The 16773-nt window shown below is 58.1% G+C and carries 19 protein-coding genes; 12 read left to right on the top strand and 7 right to left on the bottom strand.

The window, feature by feature from the left end; genetic code table 11:
- Positions 1-2: 2 nt before the first annotated feature.
- The 4 genes from F3J36_RS19605 to F3J36_RS19590 all read right to left on the bottom strand — a co-directional run bounded on the left by F3J36_RS19605 (position 3) and on the right by F3J36_RS19590 (position 3717).
- Positions 3-1595, bottom strand: a complete 1593-nt coding sequence (locus tag F3J36_RS19605) for a GMC family oxidoreductase (protein ID WP_166720341.1) — start codon at positions 1593-1595, stop codon at positions 3-5.
- Positions 1592-2251, bottom strand: a complete 660-nt coding sequence (locus F3J36_RS19600) for a sugar dehydrogenase complex small subunit (protein WP_166720340.1) — start codon at positions 2249-2251, stop codon at positions 1592-1594. The genes F3J36_RS19605 and F3J36_RS19600 overlap by 4 nt, the downstream gene beginning before the upstream one ends.
- A gap of 46 nt (positions 2252-2297) precedes the next feature.
- The gene (locus F3J36_RS19595) at positions 2298-2711 is read right to left on the bottom strand and encodes a DoxX family protein (protein ID WP_166720339.1); all 414 of its coding nucleotides are present in this window, start codon (positions 2709-2711) and stop codon (positions 2298-2300) included.
- A gap of 118 nt (positions 2712-2829) precedes the next feature.
- Positions 2830-3717: a LysR family transcriptional regulator gene (locus tag F3J36_RS19590; protein ID WP_166720338.1), complete on the bottom strand. Its 888-nt coding sequence runs from the start codon at positions 3715-3717 to the stop codon at positions 2830-2832.
- 94 nt (positions 3718-3811) lie between these two features.
- On the opposite strand from F3J36_RS19590, the gene F3J36_RS19585 reads away from it, so the two are divergent.
- The 5 genes from F3J36_RS19585 to F3J36_RS19565 all read left to right on the top strand — a co-directional run bounded on the left by F3J36_RS19585 (position 3812) and on the right by F3J36_RS19565 (position 8391).
- Complete coding sequence (locus F3J36_RS19585; RefSeq protein ID WP_166720337.1) at positions 3812-4792, top strand: hydroxyacid dehydrogenase; 981 nt, start codon at positions 3812-3814, stop codon at positions 4790-4792.
- Positions 4789-5481, top strand: coding sequence for an RraA family protein (locus tag F3J36_RS19580; RefSeq protein WP_166720336.1), 693 nt, complete (start codon positions 4789-4791; stop codon positions 5479-5481). Before F3J36_RS19585 ends, F3J36_RS19580 begins: the two co-directional genes overlap by 4 nt.
- Before the next feature lie 20 nt (positions 5482-5501).
- A complete protein-coding gene (locus F3J36_RS19575; RefSeq protein ID WP_166720335.1) occupies positions 5502-6632 on the top strand; it encodes an L-dopachrome tautomerase-related protein in 1131 nt (376 codons plus the stop codon).
- Between the two features lie 268 nt (positions 6633-6900).
- Complete coding sequence (locus F3J36_RS19570; RefSeq protein ID WP_166720334.1) at positions 6901-8193, top strand: CitMHS family transporter; 1293 nt, start codon at positions 6901-6903, stop codon at positions 8191-8193.
- A 15-nt stretch (positions 8194-8208) separates the two neighbouring features.
- A complete protein-coding gene (locus F3J36_RS19565; RefSeq protein ID WP_371742057.1) occupies positions 8209-8391 on the top strand; it encodes a hypothetical protein in 183 nt (60 codons plus the stop codon).
- Here F3J36_RS19565 and F3J36_RS19560 read toward each other — a convergent pair.
- The gene (locus F3J36_RS19560) at positions 8388-8741 is read right to left on the bottom strand and encodes a hypothetical protein (RefSeq protein WP_166720333.1); all 354 of its coding nucleotides are present in this window, start codon (positions 8739-8741) and stop codon (positions 8388-8390) included. The two genes, F3J36_RS19565 and F3J36_RS19560, sit on opposite strands and share 4 nt — an antisense overlap.
- Before the next feature lie 376 nt (positions 8742-9117).
- Between F3J36_RS19560 and repA the strand changes: the two genes are divergently transcribed.
- Both repA and F3J36_RS19550 read left to right on the top strand, forming a co-directional pair.
- A complete protein-coding gene (gene repA / locus F3J36_RS19555) occupies positions 9118-10053 on the top strand; it encodes a plasmid replication initiator RepA (RefSeq protein WP_166720332.1) in 936 nt (311 codons plus the stop codon).
- Positions 10054-10963: 910 nt separating this feature from the next.
- Positions 10964-11311 carry a hypothetical protein gene (locus F3J36_RS19550; RefSeq protein ID WP_166720331.1) on the top strand — a complete coding sequence of 116 codons (348 nt, stop codon included), beginning with the start codon at positions 10964-10966 and terminating at the stop codon, positions 11309-11311.
- A 21-nt stretch (positions 11312-11332) separates the two neighbouring features.
- Here the strand turns inward: F3J36_RS19550 and F3J36_RS19545 are convergent, their stop codons facing one another.
- Entirely contained in the window at positions 11333-12130 is a 798-nt protein-coding gene (locus F3J36_RS19545) for a lipid II-degrading bacteriocin (RefSeq protein WP_166720330.1), read from the bottom strand.
- Between the two features lie 386 nt (positions 12131-12516).
- On the opposite strand from F3J36_RS19545, the gene F3J36_RS19540 reads away from it, so the two are divergent.
- The 5 genes from F3J36_RS19540 to F3J36_RS19520 all read left to right on the top strand — a co-directional run bounded on the left by F3J36_RS19540 (position 12517) and on the right by F3J36_RS19520 (position 16234).
- Positions 12517-12759 (top strand): DUF2767 family protein, encoded by a 243-nt coding sequence (locus tag F3J36_RS19540; protein WP_166720329.1) that lies wholly within the window; start codon positions 12517-12519, stop codon positions 12757-12759.
- 103 nt (positions 12760-12862) lie between these two features.
- Complete coding sequence (locus F3J36_RS19535; protein ID WP_166720328.1) at positions 12863-13465, top strand: DUF2913 family protein; 603 nt, start codon at positions 12863-12865, stop codon at positions 13463-13465.
- A 202-nt stretch (positions 13466-13667) separates the two neighbouring features.
- Positions 13668-13901, top strand: coding sequence for a KTSC domain-containing protein (locus F3J36_RS19530; protein WP_166720327.1), 234 nt, complete (start codon positions 13668-13670; stop codon positions 13899-13901).
- Positions 13902-14371: 470 nt separating this feature from the next.
- Positions 14372-14881 carry a phospholipase D family protein gene (locus F3J36_RS19525; RefSeq protein WP_166720326.1) on the top strand — a complete coding sequence of 170 codons (510 nt, stop codon included), beginning with the start codon at positions 14372-14374 and terminating at the stop codon, positions 14879-14881.
- A 45-nt stretch (positions 14882-14926) separates the two neighbouring features.
- A complete protein-coding gene (locus tag F3J36_RS19520) occupies positions 14927-16234 on the top strand; it encodes a DUF1173 family protein (RefSeq protein ID WP_247653213.1) in 1308 nt (435 codons plus the stop codon).
- Between the two features lie 142 nt (positions 16235-16376).
- Here F3J36_RS19520 and F3J36_RS19515 read toward each other — a convergent pair whose 3' ends face one another.
- Positions 16377-16769, bottom strand: a complete 393-nt coding sequence (locus F3J36_RS19515; protein ID WP_247653212.1) for a helix-turn-helix domain-containing protein — start codon at positions 16767-16769, stop codon at positions 16377-16379.
- Positions 16770-16773: the final 4 nt, after the last annotated feature.

Here is a 16773-nt window from a genome sequence, read left to right as displayed (position 1 = left end):
TTTTACAGCTCCTGGATCAGCGTATCGGCCAGACGGAGCGCCAGTGCGATGCCCGTCAGGGTGGGGTTCACGGTGGCGGACGTGGGCATCACGCTGGTCGAGGCGATAAACAGGTTGGAATGATCCCAGCTGCGGCAGTGCGCATCGACCACCGAGTCGCGCGGGTCATCCCCCATAATCGTGGTGCCCATAATGTGATACTGATTACGCCAGCCGGTGGGCGCCTCCACGATTTCGCCGTTAAACGCCATCAGAAAATTAGCGAAGTCGCGATAGGCCTGCGACCGCATGCCGCGCACATAGCTGTCCAGATGGTAGTTGACCCGCAGGGTCGGCAGGCCTGCCCCGTCGCGCCGCGTCGGGTGAGGCGTCACCCGGTTAGTGGGGCTGGGCAGGGTCTCGCTCATGGTGCTGATATTCATAATGCGCGAGGCGCGATCGCGTATCGCCGCGTCCAGCTCGCGTCCGGCCAGGCCCTGCTTCAGCAGCGCAGGCGTCACATCGCTATTCGGCACCAGATTACGCAGCGAGTAACGGATAGCGGAGTGTTGCGCGCGGCTAGGCTCATCGCGCCGGGTGACGATGCTGCCATGCTGGACCGAGCCGCGCCCGGTCCAGATCGGCTCGTCAGCGAGAAAGGTCAGGCTCAGCCCGGTGTGATCCATCAGGTTGCGGCCAACCTGGTCGGAACTGTTCGCCACGTCGGACATTAGCAACAGCTTGGGGGATTCCAGCCCGTGTGCGGCGACCACGAACGCCTTTGCGCTCAGGCGCACGTCGCGGCCGTCAGGTTTACGGTAGTGTACCGCGACGATCTGGTTCTTTGGGCCTTTCTCCAGCTTCCAGGCGACCGATTCGGTACGCAGATCGACCCCCAGCGCCACCGCTTTATCAACATGCATATCCCCGGAGTACATCGCCCCGATAGGGCAAACGGGTTCGCAGTTATTGTTGCCGGCGCAGGCGGGACGGCCATCGTAGGGACGGGAAACGCGCGCGTGCGGTTCATGGATCACCTGGTAGCCCAGCGGCCCAAGTTTCGATTGCATACGCTGTACCATGTAAGGCTTCGCTTCTGGCGGCAGCGGATAAGGCGCGGAGCGCGGCGGCCAGGCGTCGCGTCCCTGACCGCTCTGATCTTCTTCGGCGGTGCCGACAACCCCCACCTCGCGTTCGGCGCGCAGATACCAGGACTCCAGATCCTCATAGGCAATCGGCCAGTCTCGCCCGACGCCGTAGACGCTTCTCAGTTTGAAATCATTGGGCAGCAGCCGCCAGCAGGCCGACGCCCAGTGGCGTGTGCTGCCGCCTGCCACCTTGAGGAAGCTGGTAACGTAGTTGAAGTCGTCATCGCCCTCCGCCTCGATATAACCGTCGCTGTAGCTGTTTGACGCCCAGGGCAGGTTGGGGTAGGGGGCGCACCAGTTGCGTTTGCTGGCGCTGTTGCGATAGTTCTCGACGACCTTCCAGCGCGGGATATAGGGGCCGGCTTCCAGCATGATGACGGACTTGCCCGCTTTCGCCAGCTGAAAGGCCGCGTTGGCGCCTAACGCACCCGATCCAATAATCACCACGTCGGCGTCATACTGCGTCATGAGCGATCTCCTGCGCTATCGGTCAGACGCAGCGCCTCTGCGTAGGTTCTGGCGCGTCCTTCCACCATCGCCAGCCATGCGGGATGCGGCTCCGCGATATGCGATGCGGCGCGCGGCGACGCCTTTCCCCAGGCATGAATATTCGCCGGCATCGGCGGCGCGCTGACACCGTTCGGCACCTCCTGCCAGTAGTCGCTGCCGCGTTGGGAGTAGGAGGGGCGCGGCGTGACGTCGGCGGTGGGTTCGTACATCAGGGCGGAGAGAAAACTGACAAAGTGGGCGTCGTCAGTCGCGCGCGTTGTGGCGGGATCACCGGTATAGCCAAGATACCAGGGGGTAATGATAGCGAAAGCGGTATCGACATCTTCGTCGGACAGCGCTGCCACTCTGGCTTCAGGCGTGCGCGCGTCGCTGCGGCTAAGGTGCTCGGCCAGCTGCGTCAGACACTGGGGAAACTGCGGATTTTGGCGGACCAGCAGATTGTACAAACGCTGGCTAATAGCCGGATCCAGCCGCTGCCGCCCGGTTAACGCCTGGCTGACACGATGAAAGCGGCTCTCTGGCCCGGCGGATACGGCGGCCAGCGAATCAGTAGCGGGTACGATTATGATGATGCCTGATGCGAACATCATGCGCAGAAAGTGACGCCTGTTCATTTTTGCTCCGGGTACGGGTAAGGAAACGGGAATAACGATTATTTTTTTAAATTGAGACGTACTTATTATTTTTAAAATATTTTTTAAGCCAGTTATCCAGGCTCCAGTTGCCTGCGCCATGAATAATGAGCAGTAAAAACCCTGCGCAGCAGGAGATGTTTTTTAACCAGACCATAAGATGCGCATGTGAATAGCCAGGATAAAATAAAAAGACGGACATAATTGACAGGATCACCATAAACATACTGGTGAATCTCGTTAAAAATCCTGCGGTTATGGCAGTGCTTTCGGCAGCTTTCAGCAGGATCACCAAAGGGGGAAAATAACCTGAAACGTGATGTTCGCGCATCAGATTAATATTCTCGTCATAGTGCGTTATTTTATCCAGGCCGGACGTGAAATAGAGACCGACCGCAAACAGGTGCGACAACACCCATATGCCATTTTTAACATTGCTCATTTTTTATTTAGTCAGATAAGGGGACTTATTTTTTAAAATAGGCTGCGGAATAAATTATTTTTTTGACTTTTCGTGCGGTGGGTTTATTTCCCGCAGGCGAGAAGGCAGGGCGACCTCGTCACCACTGCCAGCGTTTCTCCGCCAGATCCACCAGCAGGCGCGCCGCAGGCGTCAGCTCGCTCAGGGAGCGAAACTGCAAGCCGAAGGTGCGCGGCATCATCACCAGCGGCAAGGGAATTTCCACCAGCGCGTGCGGCGCCATATCCTCCTGCAGCAGTCGACGCGAGAGAAAGCTCAGCAACTGCGTCTGCGCCAGTACCTGGCGCAGCGGCGACAGCGTGTTGCTCTCCATCTGCACGCGCGGCGGCGCATATCCGCCGCTGCGCAGGCGCTGTTCAAGCCACTGCCGGGTGGCGACCTGTGGCGACGGCAGCAGCCACTGAAACTGGTCCAGCTGTGCCGGGGTGGGATGTACGCCCGCCAGCGGATGGAAGCTGCTGGCCGCCACCACCACCGGATCTTCCGTAAGCGGCCGGGTAACAAACTCATGATTGTCTTCAGGCAGAAACCCCAGGATCAGGTCCAGCCTGTTTTCGCGCAGCCGCGACTGCAGCAGATCGTTCAGCCCGACCTGCACCTCAAGCACCACCGTTGGCGCATGCTGCAGCAGCTCGCGCGTTAAGTGCGGCAGCATAAATTCAGCGGCGGTAGCGGCCACGCCCAGGCGGATCACGCCTGCCGTTCCGGATCCCAGCGCGTTTAAGTCCTGGCGGGTGACCTGCATCAGGTGCAGTACTTTTTGAGCGCGTTCACAAAGTAGCAACCCCGCTTCGGTCAGTTTAATGCCGCGTCCCACCTTCAGGACCAGCCGGGTCGCGCACGATTTTTCCAGCCGCTGAAGGCATTTGGTTAGCGCAGGCTGAGTAATACCAAGGGCTTGCGCGGCATTGCCAAGATGCGCCGTCTCGCGCACCACCAGCAGGTAACTGAGATCTTTTAGCTCCACTCATTCCTCTCAGGAATCAATTAATAAGAAAATCAGAATACTTTTTATCGGTTCATCCTGTCAGGCTAAAGGAAAATTAACAAGGGAGTAACACATGAGCTGGACCATTCTGATGACCGCGCCTGTCCTGGGCGCCGGGGGAGTACATGCGCTGGCAGAAGCGGGCTGCGAAGTGCACTACCTTCACCGCAGCCAGGATGTGGCGGAGGTCGAGGCGCTGATGGCGCGTATTCCGTTCGACGCGGTGATTTCCCGCACCGTCATGCTAAGCCGCACGGCAATCGCCTCCTGCCCGACGCTAAAAGTCATCTGCAAGCATGGCGTCGGCGTCACCAATATCGACGTCGAGGCGGCGACGGCGTTCGGCATCCCGGTATTCACGACGCCCGGCACCAACGCGCAATCGGTCGCGGAACTGACGCTGGGGCTGATGCTTAACGCCGCACGGCGTATCAGCTGGCTCCAGCAGGAGATTGCCGAAGGACGCTGGACGCGCACCGGCAGCAGCATGGAGCTGAGCGGTAAAACACTGGGGCTGGTCGGCATGGGGGAGATCGGCCAGCGCGTCGCCCGCGTCGCTCGGGCTATGGGAATGCGGGTGCGATTTTACGATCCCGCGCTGCATGACCCACAGGCGATTTTCCCCGACGAGCAGGTTACTTCGCTCGACGCGCTGCTGGCGCAAAGCAACGTGCTGAGCCTGCACTGCCCGGTCAACGCCGCGACGCGTCAGATGCTCAACAGCCGCACGCTTGCGCTGCTTCCGGCGGGCGCGCTGGTGATCAATACCTCGCGCGGCGAGCTGATTGACGAGGCGTCGCTGGATGAGGCATTGCGCAGCGGCCATCTTTTCGCTGCCGGGCTGGATACCGTGGCGACGGAGCCGCTGCCGGCCGGGCACCCGTTTCGCGCCCTGGACAATCTGACCCTCACCCCGCATATCGGCGGCTCCACGCCTGAAGCGCTGGATGAAGTCGCCCGCTATGCGGCCCGTCAGTGTCTCGATTTTCTCAACGGACTGGCGGTGAATCCGCTGACCTGTGTTAACCGTGCGGTACTTAAGGAACCCTCATGACCACATCTGATACCTGGCCTGTCGGCTATTTTATCGGGCAACGCGATCGTTTGCCTGATACTGATACTGTCGATGCCTTTCGCCGTTTACCGGTGCCAAATATCGGCGACTGCATGGGGCGCTCTTGCGGCGCGCTGGGCCTGCAGCCCTGGCACAACGATCCCTTTCTGGTGCTTTGCGGCCCGGCGCTGACGGTAAAAGTACGCCCCGGCGACAACCTGATGATCCATAAGGCGATTGAGATGGCCCAGCCTGGCGACGTGCTGGTGATCGATGGCGCGGGCGATCTGACCCAGGCGCTGATCGGCGGGTTAATGCGCACCTCCGCCCTGACGAAAAAAATCGCCGGCTTTGTGATTGATGGCGCGATCCGCGACGTTAATGAGTGGGCTGAGGGCGGCGTCGCGGTCTGGGCGCGCGGCAATACGCTGCGCGGCCCGAGCAAAGAAGGGCCGGGCGAAATCAACGTCACTGTCCAGTGCGCCGGACTGGTCGTCAGCCCTGGCGACCTGATTGTTGCCGACGCCGACGGCGTTATCAGCATTCCTTTATCGCAGCTGGCTTCGTTGCTGCCCCGCGTGCGTGAACATGAGCAGCGCGAAGCCCGTATCCGTGAAACGAATCGTCAGGGAAGCGCCGATCCAGAGCGTTTCAATGCGATTTTACGCGCTAAAGGATGTCCGCTGTGATCGACAAAAGGAGAGGAAACATGAAAAGCACGGTAAAAATGTTGTCTCTGATGGTGGCGATAGTGATGGCGCCATCGGTCTGGGCGCAGGATCGGCTGCCGGTTACGCTGCCGACCCAGCAGGACAGCCGCCTGCAGCAGGTTGAAACCTCGCCGCGCGTCTGGAACGGGGTCGCGGTCAGCCCGGAAGGGCGCATTTTCGCGTCGCTGACGCAGTCCGAAGGGGCGGGGCCGCAGCTGGTCGAAGTGAAAAACGGCAAGATCGAGGCCTGGCCTAATGCGGCGTGGAACCGCTGGGAGATCCAGGATCCGGCTCATCACTTCCTGCACGTCAACGCGCTGCGCTTCGGCCCGGACGGCGATCTCTGGGTGATGGATGCCGGTAATAAAGGCATCGGCACCGGCGATAAAGCAGTCGAGCAGGGCGCGAAGCTGGTGCGCATTGATATTCACAACCGCAAAGTGGTGGCGAGCTACCTGTTCAGGGCGCCGACGTTAAAAGCCGAGAGCTATCTTGACGATGTGCGCTTTAACAGCGATTTCGCCTATATCACCGATCCCGGCGCGGTGGGGCTGGTGGTGCTGAACCTGAAAACGGGCAAAAGCTGGCGGGTGCTGGATAACCATCCGCTCTCTATTGACCACCAGCCTATCTATGCCGACGGGAAGAAACTCTTTTTGCGCGATGGCCGTGAAAAGCGCGTAGGGCTGGATCAGCTTGAGGTCTCGCCGGACGGCAAATGGCTCTACTACCAGGCGATCCCCGGCCCTATGGCACGCATCGAAACGCGCTACCTGAACGATGCCTCGCTCTCGAAGGATGAGGTCGCGCGCCACGCGAAGAAATTTATCGATACCTGGAGCACCGGCGGCACCGCGATTGACGCCGACGGCAATATCTATGCCTCGGACATCAGTACGCGCGCCATAAAACGGATAACGCCGCAAGGCGAGGTCAGCACGGTGGTGCAGGATCCCCGACTGGTATGGATTGACGCGATGTGGATCACTGACGGGCAGCTCTGGATGCCGTCGGCGCAGATTAACCGCACGCCAGCCACGACCGGCGGGAAGCCTTCAACCGTTGAGTACCCGGTCAAACTGTATCGTCTGACATTGCCGATACATCCGTCGCCCCGCGATCACCATTAACTGACCGCACGATTTAGCCGGCGCTGTAAATAACCGCGGGCGTGAAACGCTATAAAGTTTTCTGCCTAGAGTTTCACGCCAAATTATCATCACCTGGCGCAATTTTAAATTTATAAGAAATATGAAACGGCGCACAGTGGCAATCTTTTTACAGATTGCTTTGGCTGTTGATATTCATGATTATTCTTAAATAAAAAATATATTTAATTCCGATACGTTCTCGTTTGTCGCTGACAAGCGCGCCATCACCCTGCAACAGGATAAAACTATGCTGCTGATGATCAGTCTGCTTATGCTGGCCCTTTTTATTGGCTTATTAATGACCAAAAAACTTTCGGCGCTAACCGCCTTAATTGTGGTGCCGACTTTTTTTGCGCTACTAGCCGGTTTTGGCGTCGAGACGGGCGATATGGTGATTAAAGGATTGCGCACCGTGGCGCCAACTGGCGTGATGCTGATTTTCGCTATGCTCTATTTTATGAGCGTGACCGATGCGGGCATGTTTGATCCCGTTATTAAGCGTATTGTTTCCGCCGTGGATGGCGATCCCGTAAAAATATTCACCGGAACCGTGCTGCTGGGGTTTATTGTGGCGCTGGATGGCGACGGCGCCACCGTGTATATGATCGTGCTCTCCGCATTTTTACCGATTTATGAGCGTATCGGCCTGTCGAAATTAAAAGTCGCCTGTCTGCTGTTACAGTGTACGGGCCTGGGCAATATGCTCCCCTGGGGCGGCCCCACGGCCCGCGCGGCAACGGCGGTACATGCTGAAATCAGTACGCTTTTTATTCCTCTGCTGCTGCCCTTGTTTGCCTGTATTGTCTGGACGTTCGTGATGGCGTGGATCTTCGGCCGGCAGGAGCGCAAACGTCTTGGATGGCATCGCGACACGGCTACCCGCCACGATAACCTGTTTGAAGAGCGGCCGTGCGTCGCCTGGCGCTTCTGGACTAACTGGCTGTTGACCGTCGCCTTAATTGTTCTGCTGGTGCTGGATATCGTGCCGATGTCTTACCTGTTTATGCTGGCCACGGCGGTCATGTTTCTGTTTAACTTTCCGCAGCTTAGTCAGCAACAGGAGCAGTTGGCGCGCCATGCGACCGCGATCCTTTCGGTGGCGAGCCTGATTTTCGCCGCCGCGGTATTTACCGGAATTTTTTCCGGAACCGGTATGGCGAACGCACTGGCGCAGGCGATCGTCAACGTTATTCCGGCCGCGTTTGGCCCCTATTTAGCCGTGATTACCGCGCTGATCAGCGTGCCGGTAACCTGGCTGGTATCTAATGACGTCTTCTATTTTGGTATGCTGCCGGTGCTGGTGCAGGCTGCTGGTCATTACGGTATTGCGCCGGTTGAAATGGCGCGCGCCGCGCTGGTCGGACAGCCAGTGCATATCCTCAGCCCGCTGGTTGCCTCAACCTATCTGCTGGTGGGGATGTTGAAGATGGATTATGCGCAGACGCAAAGAAGCACGTTGCGCTGGTCGTTTATTACCAGCATGGTGTTTTTCGCAAGTTGCCTGATTCTTAGTGCTTTCCCGTTCTATCAGAGCGTATAAAAAGGCGCGGCGGTATTGATAAAGCAGGTTTTCGGCCATATGGCGTTGTTGTGGCAGCGCCTAATTTTTACGGCAGGCACGCCGGGCATTATCGTCATGCCGACAGAGAATGCCACGGCAGACAACACCACCGTCATCCCGGGCGTCGTCAGTGAAGACGTCCTGCAGCAGGCCATCGTCCGCGCAGGCGGAAACTAAAAAAGCCCGGTGCAGAACCGGGCAACCAGCAGCGCCGGCATTATCAGAATGGTTTCACTGTCGGCGTTTGAGGGGGGTATCGGCCATCCCGCCAGAACCTTTACCCCCTGACGGCCACGTCGTTCAGGCTGTTCGTTCCTCGCGCCGCTGCGGTACGCCTCAGCCTGAAAGCCCTGCCCGTCGCCTGAATGGCGATCGTCCGCGATCGTTCCGCTGAATAATGAAAAATTACCCGTCCCCCGTGCTCTCTGCCGTTTCAGCGTTCCGCCAGGCGCAGAACTGCGTTCAGCCACAACCGCAGTTGTGATGACGGTCACGGTAAAATTTATCGGTGAACTTTTTTTATCCATACGATTCGTGCTATGTGCAATCTGTGCTGGATTTAACCGGTTGAGATGGGTATTCTTTTCAGAATTCGCCGGGCGGCGATCCTTTTTAGATCCTTGTCGAATACTGTGGTGGTTGACGACGGGGATGTGCGAAAACCTGTGGCCGGACATGCGCGGCGCGGGCAGAATTGAACCGGATGGGACGTATCCGTTAAAACGTTCAGGGTACGGAGCGCGGGATTTACCGAACTCCGAATGCAAAACCCCCCCGAATTCTGTCTCAACTTGGCGGAAGGTTCAGAAATCAGGGGGGCCATAAGCAGGCGATGTGCCTGTAAAGGATTATAACGCATGCAGTTCATAAGACAACCCCTGTCCGCCATAAGTTCAGGACAGGGTGAATGACCAGATTTTAATCGGGTTAAACGACCCGACCTCCAGACCTGACGGGCGCCATCGCGGCGATCACGCCGTCACCTGCAAATGTCCTGAGCCAGTCTGGTTCGCGCCGCAGAACTATCGCCCGCTGCCGGGTGAGTTCGGCCACGCCATGCGCCGGCTCGTCGTGAAGGACCGGGCCACCGGCCAGCTGCGTCTGCGCCAGCGGCTCTCACGCAACCCGTATTTCGTCAGGCTGCGCCACGCGGCCGGCCGCGAGCGCGACTTCCGGCCGGAGCGCCGCGCGCTGATTGACGCGATCATTCCATTGCTGATACAGCGCGCTGATATAGCCACCTGGGTAGTCACCGTTAACGTTGGCAGTCTCGCAGAAGAGCTCAGCCCGAAAGATGAGAACGGCGACGTCATACCCGGCACCCGGGTCGAGCCGTGCCGGCTGTCGCGCCTTTTTCCGGAGCTGGCGCGATACGGTCTGCTGGAGATGCCTTCGCTTGAGTGGGACCCGGTTGAGAAATTCTGGATGCCGCGTCATATCGTGCTCACCGATCGTTTCTGGCAGCTGTGCGGCGTCAACATGGATAAGCTGTATTTCCAGCGTAACGAGCGCCTTGTAGCTGAAGCGGAGGGCATTATCGAGCCGGGTACGCATGAATCGGTGCTCGCCGCCCGCCAGCGCTGGTATGAGAACATGCGCATGGCCACGCTGTTAAAGCGGCGTGAAAAGGCCGTGAAAGAGAAGCGCCGCAAAAAGCTGGGCAAGCTTCCGCTCGACGAGCGCCGTACGGCGATGGCCAGCTGGCTTATCCGGACGCTGCCGAACCACGAGCTGATGAACACCGACGCGGAGGCCTTTGACCGCCTGGTGTGGCAGAACCTGAACCAGCTGGAGCTCGGCCTCGGCTACGAGCCCGCCCCGCCCGACGTCGTCCACTGACGAACACCTGCGAATTTTACCGCCTTGACTGGCGGTAAAGGCGTTTGTGCCGCAGATAAAATCGCGTATTTCCGGCCCGCAGCGGCATCCTTTTTCCCGCAAAATATCCCACATTCGCGCCGCTCTCCGGTCGCGGAATTCTTTATCCACACTTATCCGCAATCGTAAAGCGTGACTTACCTGCAAATGAAACCTGACATTACTCGCAAAACATTCCTGACTTACGTCAGAAAGAATTAATCAGAAAAGATAAATAAGGTGTTCATGCCGGCATTCTGCGGGGATAAATAAGGCCTTCGCTTGCAGCGGCCGGATACGGCCGCGCCGCTCAGAATCTAAAGCACCTCCCGCTGGCGCGGTCCCCCTTCTGAGCAGTTAGTTACAACAGACAAAGAATTCACTGTAATCAGCCAGTTCTGAACAATCCAGCCCCTCTTAAACCGGACCCGCGCCGTACCTGAAGCCCGGTTGCCCCCACTGACCAGCCCCGGCCGCCCGGCCCGGAGGGCCGGAACTGCAGTGGCTGATAAATGGATGCTGTAACTACAGAGTCTGAGCCGCTTTATGGCCAGAGGCCCGCGGTTTCTTTCTTTCGTCTCCGACCGTCTGACTGATAAGCTGCTGACAGGCCGCTGCTTAAACGGCGTCGGTCAGGGCGGGGTTGGGCTTTCGCCACCCTCGGCCCTGTAACCGGCTCCGCCGGGCTCACGGCGCCCGATGGCATCAGTGCCGTCCTGAACGGTTTCTGGCGCCTCCATGCCGCTCACGCGGCATTCACAGGCCGGGCTGCGCACTGCTCGCCGGCCACTGGCGCGTCGTACTGGATTACGGAAATTGAGGTTACTGGTTGATGGTGTGTATGTTAATGATTATCATTAGCGTTTAACTATCTTGTTTCAGGGAGGATGTTATGAAAAAAGTTGCCAAATTCGCAGCCGTTATGGTGATTGCAGCTGGTCTGGGAGCATGGGCAGTGCTGTCAGACATCAATGGGGGCCTCAGTGCCGACAGGCAGGTGTGTTTAACGCTGAATGCCGATGAAGTCGCTCATGCCGTGATCGCCGATGTCATCCGCCCGGATAACCGGACCTTTGCTGATCAGCACCTGACTGCCGATGATGTGCATATAAAAATGGAAACGATGCAGATTGGGCCAACCAGCGCTCATGTTCTTTTTACAACCAGCAAACATCCGGACGTTGAATGGGCCGGTATGCCACGTTGTGCTGACCTGAAGGATGTCGAATACGGGCATTAAAGGGGGCGAGCCCCCTCTGTATTATCTCTGACCCGATAAGTGAATTACATGTTCACCGTTCAGGTTGATATCATATTCGGTGCCGGGAATGGCTCTCAGTACATCAGTCAGCAGTTCGCCTACTTTACCCCTGCTGACGTCTTTATTGGCATCGTAGCGATCGTGAGTTCCCACGACACCGCCGTCGAATGTCCACTGCCCGTTTGGTTCAACTTTTAGCGTACCCTGAAGTGTCAGGCTTACGCGTCCAAGATAAGCCCATTCCCAGTAGCTACTGTTACGGAAATCGTAGCCAATTTTTTCATTAATCGGAAACGTTCCCGTCTGAACCGTGCTCAGGATAGTGTTAACAGGAGGCAACGTCTGCCGGTCAAAACTGAAGGAAAGCTTGGCCATATCGGCGCTCAGCGGAAGCCCTTCTCCGTAAATATAGTGATACAGAGCCGCCAGCGGTCCAAAGGCATTGTTGGTCAGTTCAGTCTGCTGGTTCGCCTCAAAATAATCTGCTTCATTGGCATTGAACATATCCCAGTAAGCCCAGTTGGGGTGTGTTACCCGCTGACTGTCGGCATAGGCTGCGGCGCCCAGGACGCGCTTCAGTATTTCAGGATGCTTTTGATACCATTCCCGGCACTGCTCAAGAATCTGAGCCGTTTTAGTACCGTCTTCACAGGCCAGGATACGTGCCTGTAAATAAACTGCATCAGCAAAACCTGCAGGGAGGCCATTATCCGAAAAGGCGGAATAATCATAGGATGAGGGGTATGATGGGGCCGGAACCGGGGTCGCAATAACATTGATCGGTGGCTGTTCTGCCATGATTAACTCCTTTAATCGAGTGGTAGTGAGCAAGATATTTATTAACACTAATGATAATCATTATCAAGTCGATGCTATTGTCTTACCGATGAATTTATAACTGCATCTGCTTTGTCCCCGGCAACTGGTGGGCTGTCACGCATGGGCATCGGCCTTGTCATATGCCACAACGTTTTTATCGTGATCAGTGCCGTCCTGAACGGTTTCTGGCGCCTCCATGCCGCTCACGCTGCATTCACAGGACGGACTACGCACTGCTCGCCCGTCTGAATTAAGGCTTCAGCCAGAGTGCTGCCCGGCGCTACATTATCGGTAAACCGACAATAACGGGCTCTGCCTTTCGCCAGTACGCTCATGTGCATCAGATCTAAACGGAAGAAACGCGGATGAAAGACTCAGAAAATGAACTGACAGAATCCACCTACTGGGAGGCATGCCGGATTACCGGAATGATCTGCCTGAATCTGGCCGACAGGGGCCAGCAGACCGATCGTGAACGACTGATACAGGAGCTGGTTACACTCGTAAAAGCCTGCATTAAAGAAAACCAAGTCTGTAATCCCTCACTGATCTTCGCGATTGAACAACTCCGGGGTGACGACCCTGATGAAGTCAGACTTCACAGCTGAAACGGGTGCAGGCTCTTCAGGGTTTTCTGAAGAATGGTGATGTCATAAAATGCCGGATTTCAGGGCCACTTTTTCCTGTGGTCCGTCATGAAGGACGCGGCTTATGGATAACGACAACCTGAACGTCAGTCACCTCGCCTGGTGCGGGCTGATTGCGCTGAATACCGCCCGGCAGGACGGTATTGCGACCTCTCCCGCACAGGACAACCTGTTTCTGACCCGCTGGCTGGCCACCGCCGAAAAGCAGCGCCGCTTTCCACGTGAGCTGGCCGGGGACATCAGCTGGCTGCTGAAAGAGGGACGGGAAAAAGGTCTGCGCGCCGACCTGCCCGGCAAGCTCGACTACCTGTGGCGCGCCAGCAGCGGCCATCTGCTGGCGCAGAACGACCTTTTCCGGCTGCAGCACACCCTGCACGCGGTGAAGCTTACCGGCTGGATTTACATGGTGCTGGCAGAGAGCGAGTGGAGCGGCCGCCGGCAGCTGCGCCTGAGCCCGTCAGTATCGGGCATCTACCTGAACCGTCACGCGCTGGACGCCGGCTTTGACGAACGTGGCCGTCAGCGCATTCCCCTGCCCGCACGTATTACCGGCGAACTGCCCGCGCTCGATAAGCTGCTGCAGCGCTCGGGATGGCGCCGGGAAGCGGCTGGCGGGGCGGATGAACATCTGCATCATCTGCTGGCGGACGGATTCCGGGCAGCGTGATGCGCGGGCCGGAATGGTCACGGACGTTACAGGCTACAGTGAACCTACATGCCACTCAGGTTTCAGGGCGGGCGGCCGATAACACCCGCGTAAGCAGAATAATAAATCGTTTTTTTCATTCCCTGAACGGGGTGCAGCCCGGCGGCACCCCACTTTTTTGGAAGGCGGCTGCGTGAGCCATCGCCATGACAGGAACCACACCATGAACAGGCATGAAGTGACGTCTCAGCTGTTTCGCAGCGCGGGCTACGATCCGACCACCGGCGTGCTGGAGCTGGAGTACCGGAACGGCGCGTGCCGGCGCTGGCTCGCGGTGCCGGCAAAGGTGTATCAGGCGTTCTGCGCGGCCGCGGACGGCGACGCATTTTTCAGGAGCAGCATCGAGGGCCGCTATATTTCCCTCCGGGGCAGCCTCAGCCTGCGGCGCGGCCTCTGACGCCATCATCTGCGCCCAGGCATCATAGTCTTCCGCGGCCTGCTGCCGCCAGCGCCGCACCGGTGCCCGGCGTTCAGCGCGCGCCCGGTAGCCGCAGCGCCGCTCGCGGGCCGCCCGGATCAGGGTCTCCTGCACCCACGTCCAGAACGCGCGCCCCGTGTGCGGCGTCATAGGGTAGCCCGCTTTTTTCATGATTTTCCGGGCGACGTTTTCGCTCCGGCTGCGGATGAGCGAAAAGGCACCATGGATATCGCCGCGTAACGTCATGATATTTAATTCGTGAAATGTATTCATATTACCTGCTCCCTGCCACGTAACTGTTATCGTCCAGTTACGGAATATCTTCAGCCCTGATTTAATATTTATAATGGATTCATATTAACATGTTTATATTAATAACTGTCAGGTGATAAAATCTGTTAACATTATTTTATTGCGGTGAAGGATAATGAAAAAAACAGGCTTTAATCATGACGGCATTACTGACCCTTCCCGTTATTCACGGCGCGGAGGCCTCCGTAACGGCCGGCTTTTCGCCCGGGGGCTCGGCGCTGGATCTGATACTGCAGTTCACCGGCAGCGCGCGTCAGAGCGCCGACGTGGCGGCCTGGGATTTCACCAGCCGGCCGGTGGCGCAGGCGCTGTCAGCGGCCGTTGCGCGGGGCGTTAAGGTCCGGCTGGTCGCCGATGAAAAGAAAAGCCGGGACCGCTGGTCTCTGGTCAGCCAGCTCGCGTGCGCTGGCGTGGACGTGCGCCTTAACGGCATGTACAGCATCATGCACAACAAGTTTATTGTGGCCGACGGCAGTGCGGTGGAAACCGGCTCATTTAATTACACGTCTTCTGCTGAAAAAAGAAATGCGGAGAACGCGATGGTGATTAAAGACGAACCTGATATTGCCCGTCAGTATCAGGCTGAATTTAACCGGTTGTGGAATGAATCCTCACCGGTAATCTGCCCGGCAGCCGGCCTGAATTAAAATCACGCAGGTCGCATATTCAGCGTTCTTTACGGAAAGGAGGGTATGATGGCGGCAAAGAAAACGTATCCGGTCCGGTTCACCGGGCTGCGGGGCTCGCGTGAATGCGGTGCGGATTTCCGCAGCGCTGAGCCGGAGCAGTGGCAGCGCTGGCTGAAGCACGCGCGTGACAACAAGGCCACCACGGTGGTCACCTGCCTGTGCCATCCCCCGAAGGAAGACGCGCAGCGCCGGCGCCTGAAAGTGCATCTGTCACAGAAAACAGACCAGTGCTGGCTCGCCTCATGGGCCTTCTCCGGGCACGAACACGCGCCAGACTGCCGCTTTTACTCCGTCTGGCCGGATGAGCGACAGGCCGCCATCTATGCGCCCGACGTGGTCAGAGCGGCGGCGGATGGCCGGCTTGTGGTCCGCCTGCCCACCGGCCTGCAGAAGAAAGACGTTCCTGATAAAACCCGTGATGCGCCTCCGGCCGGTGCCGGACCGGGGAGGCGGCGCCGGCAGCCCTCGATGCGCCTGCTGGGGCTGCTGCACCTGCTCTGGGAGCAGTCCGGCATCAACGTCTGGCATCCTGCATTCGATAAAAAGAAACGCTCGCCGGGCTGGGTGAGCTGGCGCCTGAATGAGACTGCAGCGCGCATCCGCATCGGCCGGATCCCGCTGCAGCAGTCGCTGATGCTGATGGCCATGAAGGATTCGCCGCAGGTCGCGCAGAACCGCCAGACTGCGAAGGACGCCGGCAGCGCCTCACGCCGCCTGATTTTTGTTTCACAGCTGGCCACCTGGAGCGACGCCGCCGAAGTACGGCTGCAGCACACGCTGCCGCTGGGGCTGTTTGCCGGCTTTCCCGCGCTGGAGCTGCCTGACGACGTCAGAGACCGGCTCGCACGGAGCTTTTCGCGGGAGCTCGGAGACTGGCGACGCGGCGCCCGGACGATGCTCATCTGTGAAACCGAGCCGCCGGAGACCGCCTTTATACGTAAAGAGGGCCGTAACGTGCCGCGAAGCAGCTGCAGGGTTATCGACGTGGCGCTGATGACCGTCAGTCCGCGCTATATTCCGCTGGACTCCCGCTATGAGGGCATGGTTGAGGCGCGCCTGTGGGAGGAAAAGCGCGCGTTCATCAAGCCGCTGCGCTACGACGGTGAAGAGGAGGTTTTTCCTGATTTTGTGCTGAAGGACGTTTCCGGTGTGGATGCGCTGCCGATGGAGGTCTTCGGCATGATTACGCCGGAGTACCTGCAGCGTAAGCAGGTGAAAACGGCCCATTACGACAGGGAATACGGACCGGGTAACTGGTGGTACTGGACCGCTACTGAGCATTCCGAAGTGCCCGCCCTGCCTCCCCGATGAGTTTCGCATTCAGGGCACCTGCAATACGCTCTGGCTGCTCATGACTGGCCACCGGGAAGCTGACGGGATTTGGTTCAAACCAGACCAGCGTCCCAGAAATGCTCATGCCTGAACCCTTTCAGCCATACAACATGATAAATGTTTAATTACTGACAGACTTGTCTGCCTTATATATGGACCAGATGCGCTTTACCTGACTCACGCTGCATCCCGCAAGAGTTGCTATGCGCGCAATCGCCATACCGGACTCGCGAAGCGCAATGATGCGCTCATGCGTTTTGGGTTCAGGCCTGCGCCCTTTATACTTACCTGAAGCCTTCGCCAGCTCAACGCCCTGCCGTTGCCTTTGACGACTGGTCTCGTAGTCGTCCCGTGCGGTCTGAAGGGCGACCTTAAGCAGCATGTCCTGAATGGACTCAAGCACGATTCTGACCACGCCGTTTTGGCTGACGGCCAGCTCGGACAGGTCCACGATGGCGGCTATAGCCACGAAGGTCAAGGTAAACAGACATAAAAAACCGCCTTGCGGCGGCATGCGC

Origin of the sequence: Pantoea sp. Cy-640 (assembly GCF_011752635.1) — a bacterium.
GTDB classification, from domain to species: domain Bacteria; phylum Pseudomonadota; class Gammaproteobacteria; order Enterobacterales; family Enterobacteriaceae; genus Pantoea; species Pantoea dispersa.
The sequence above is the reverse complement of the archived record's forward strand: the minus strand, read 5'-3'. Positions and strand labels throughout refer to the sequence as shown.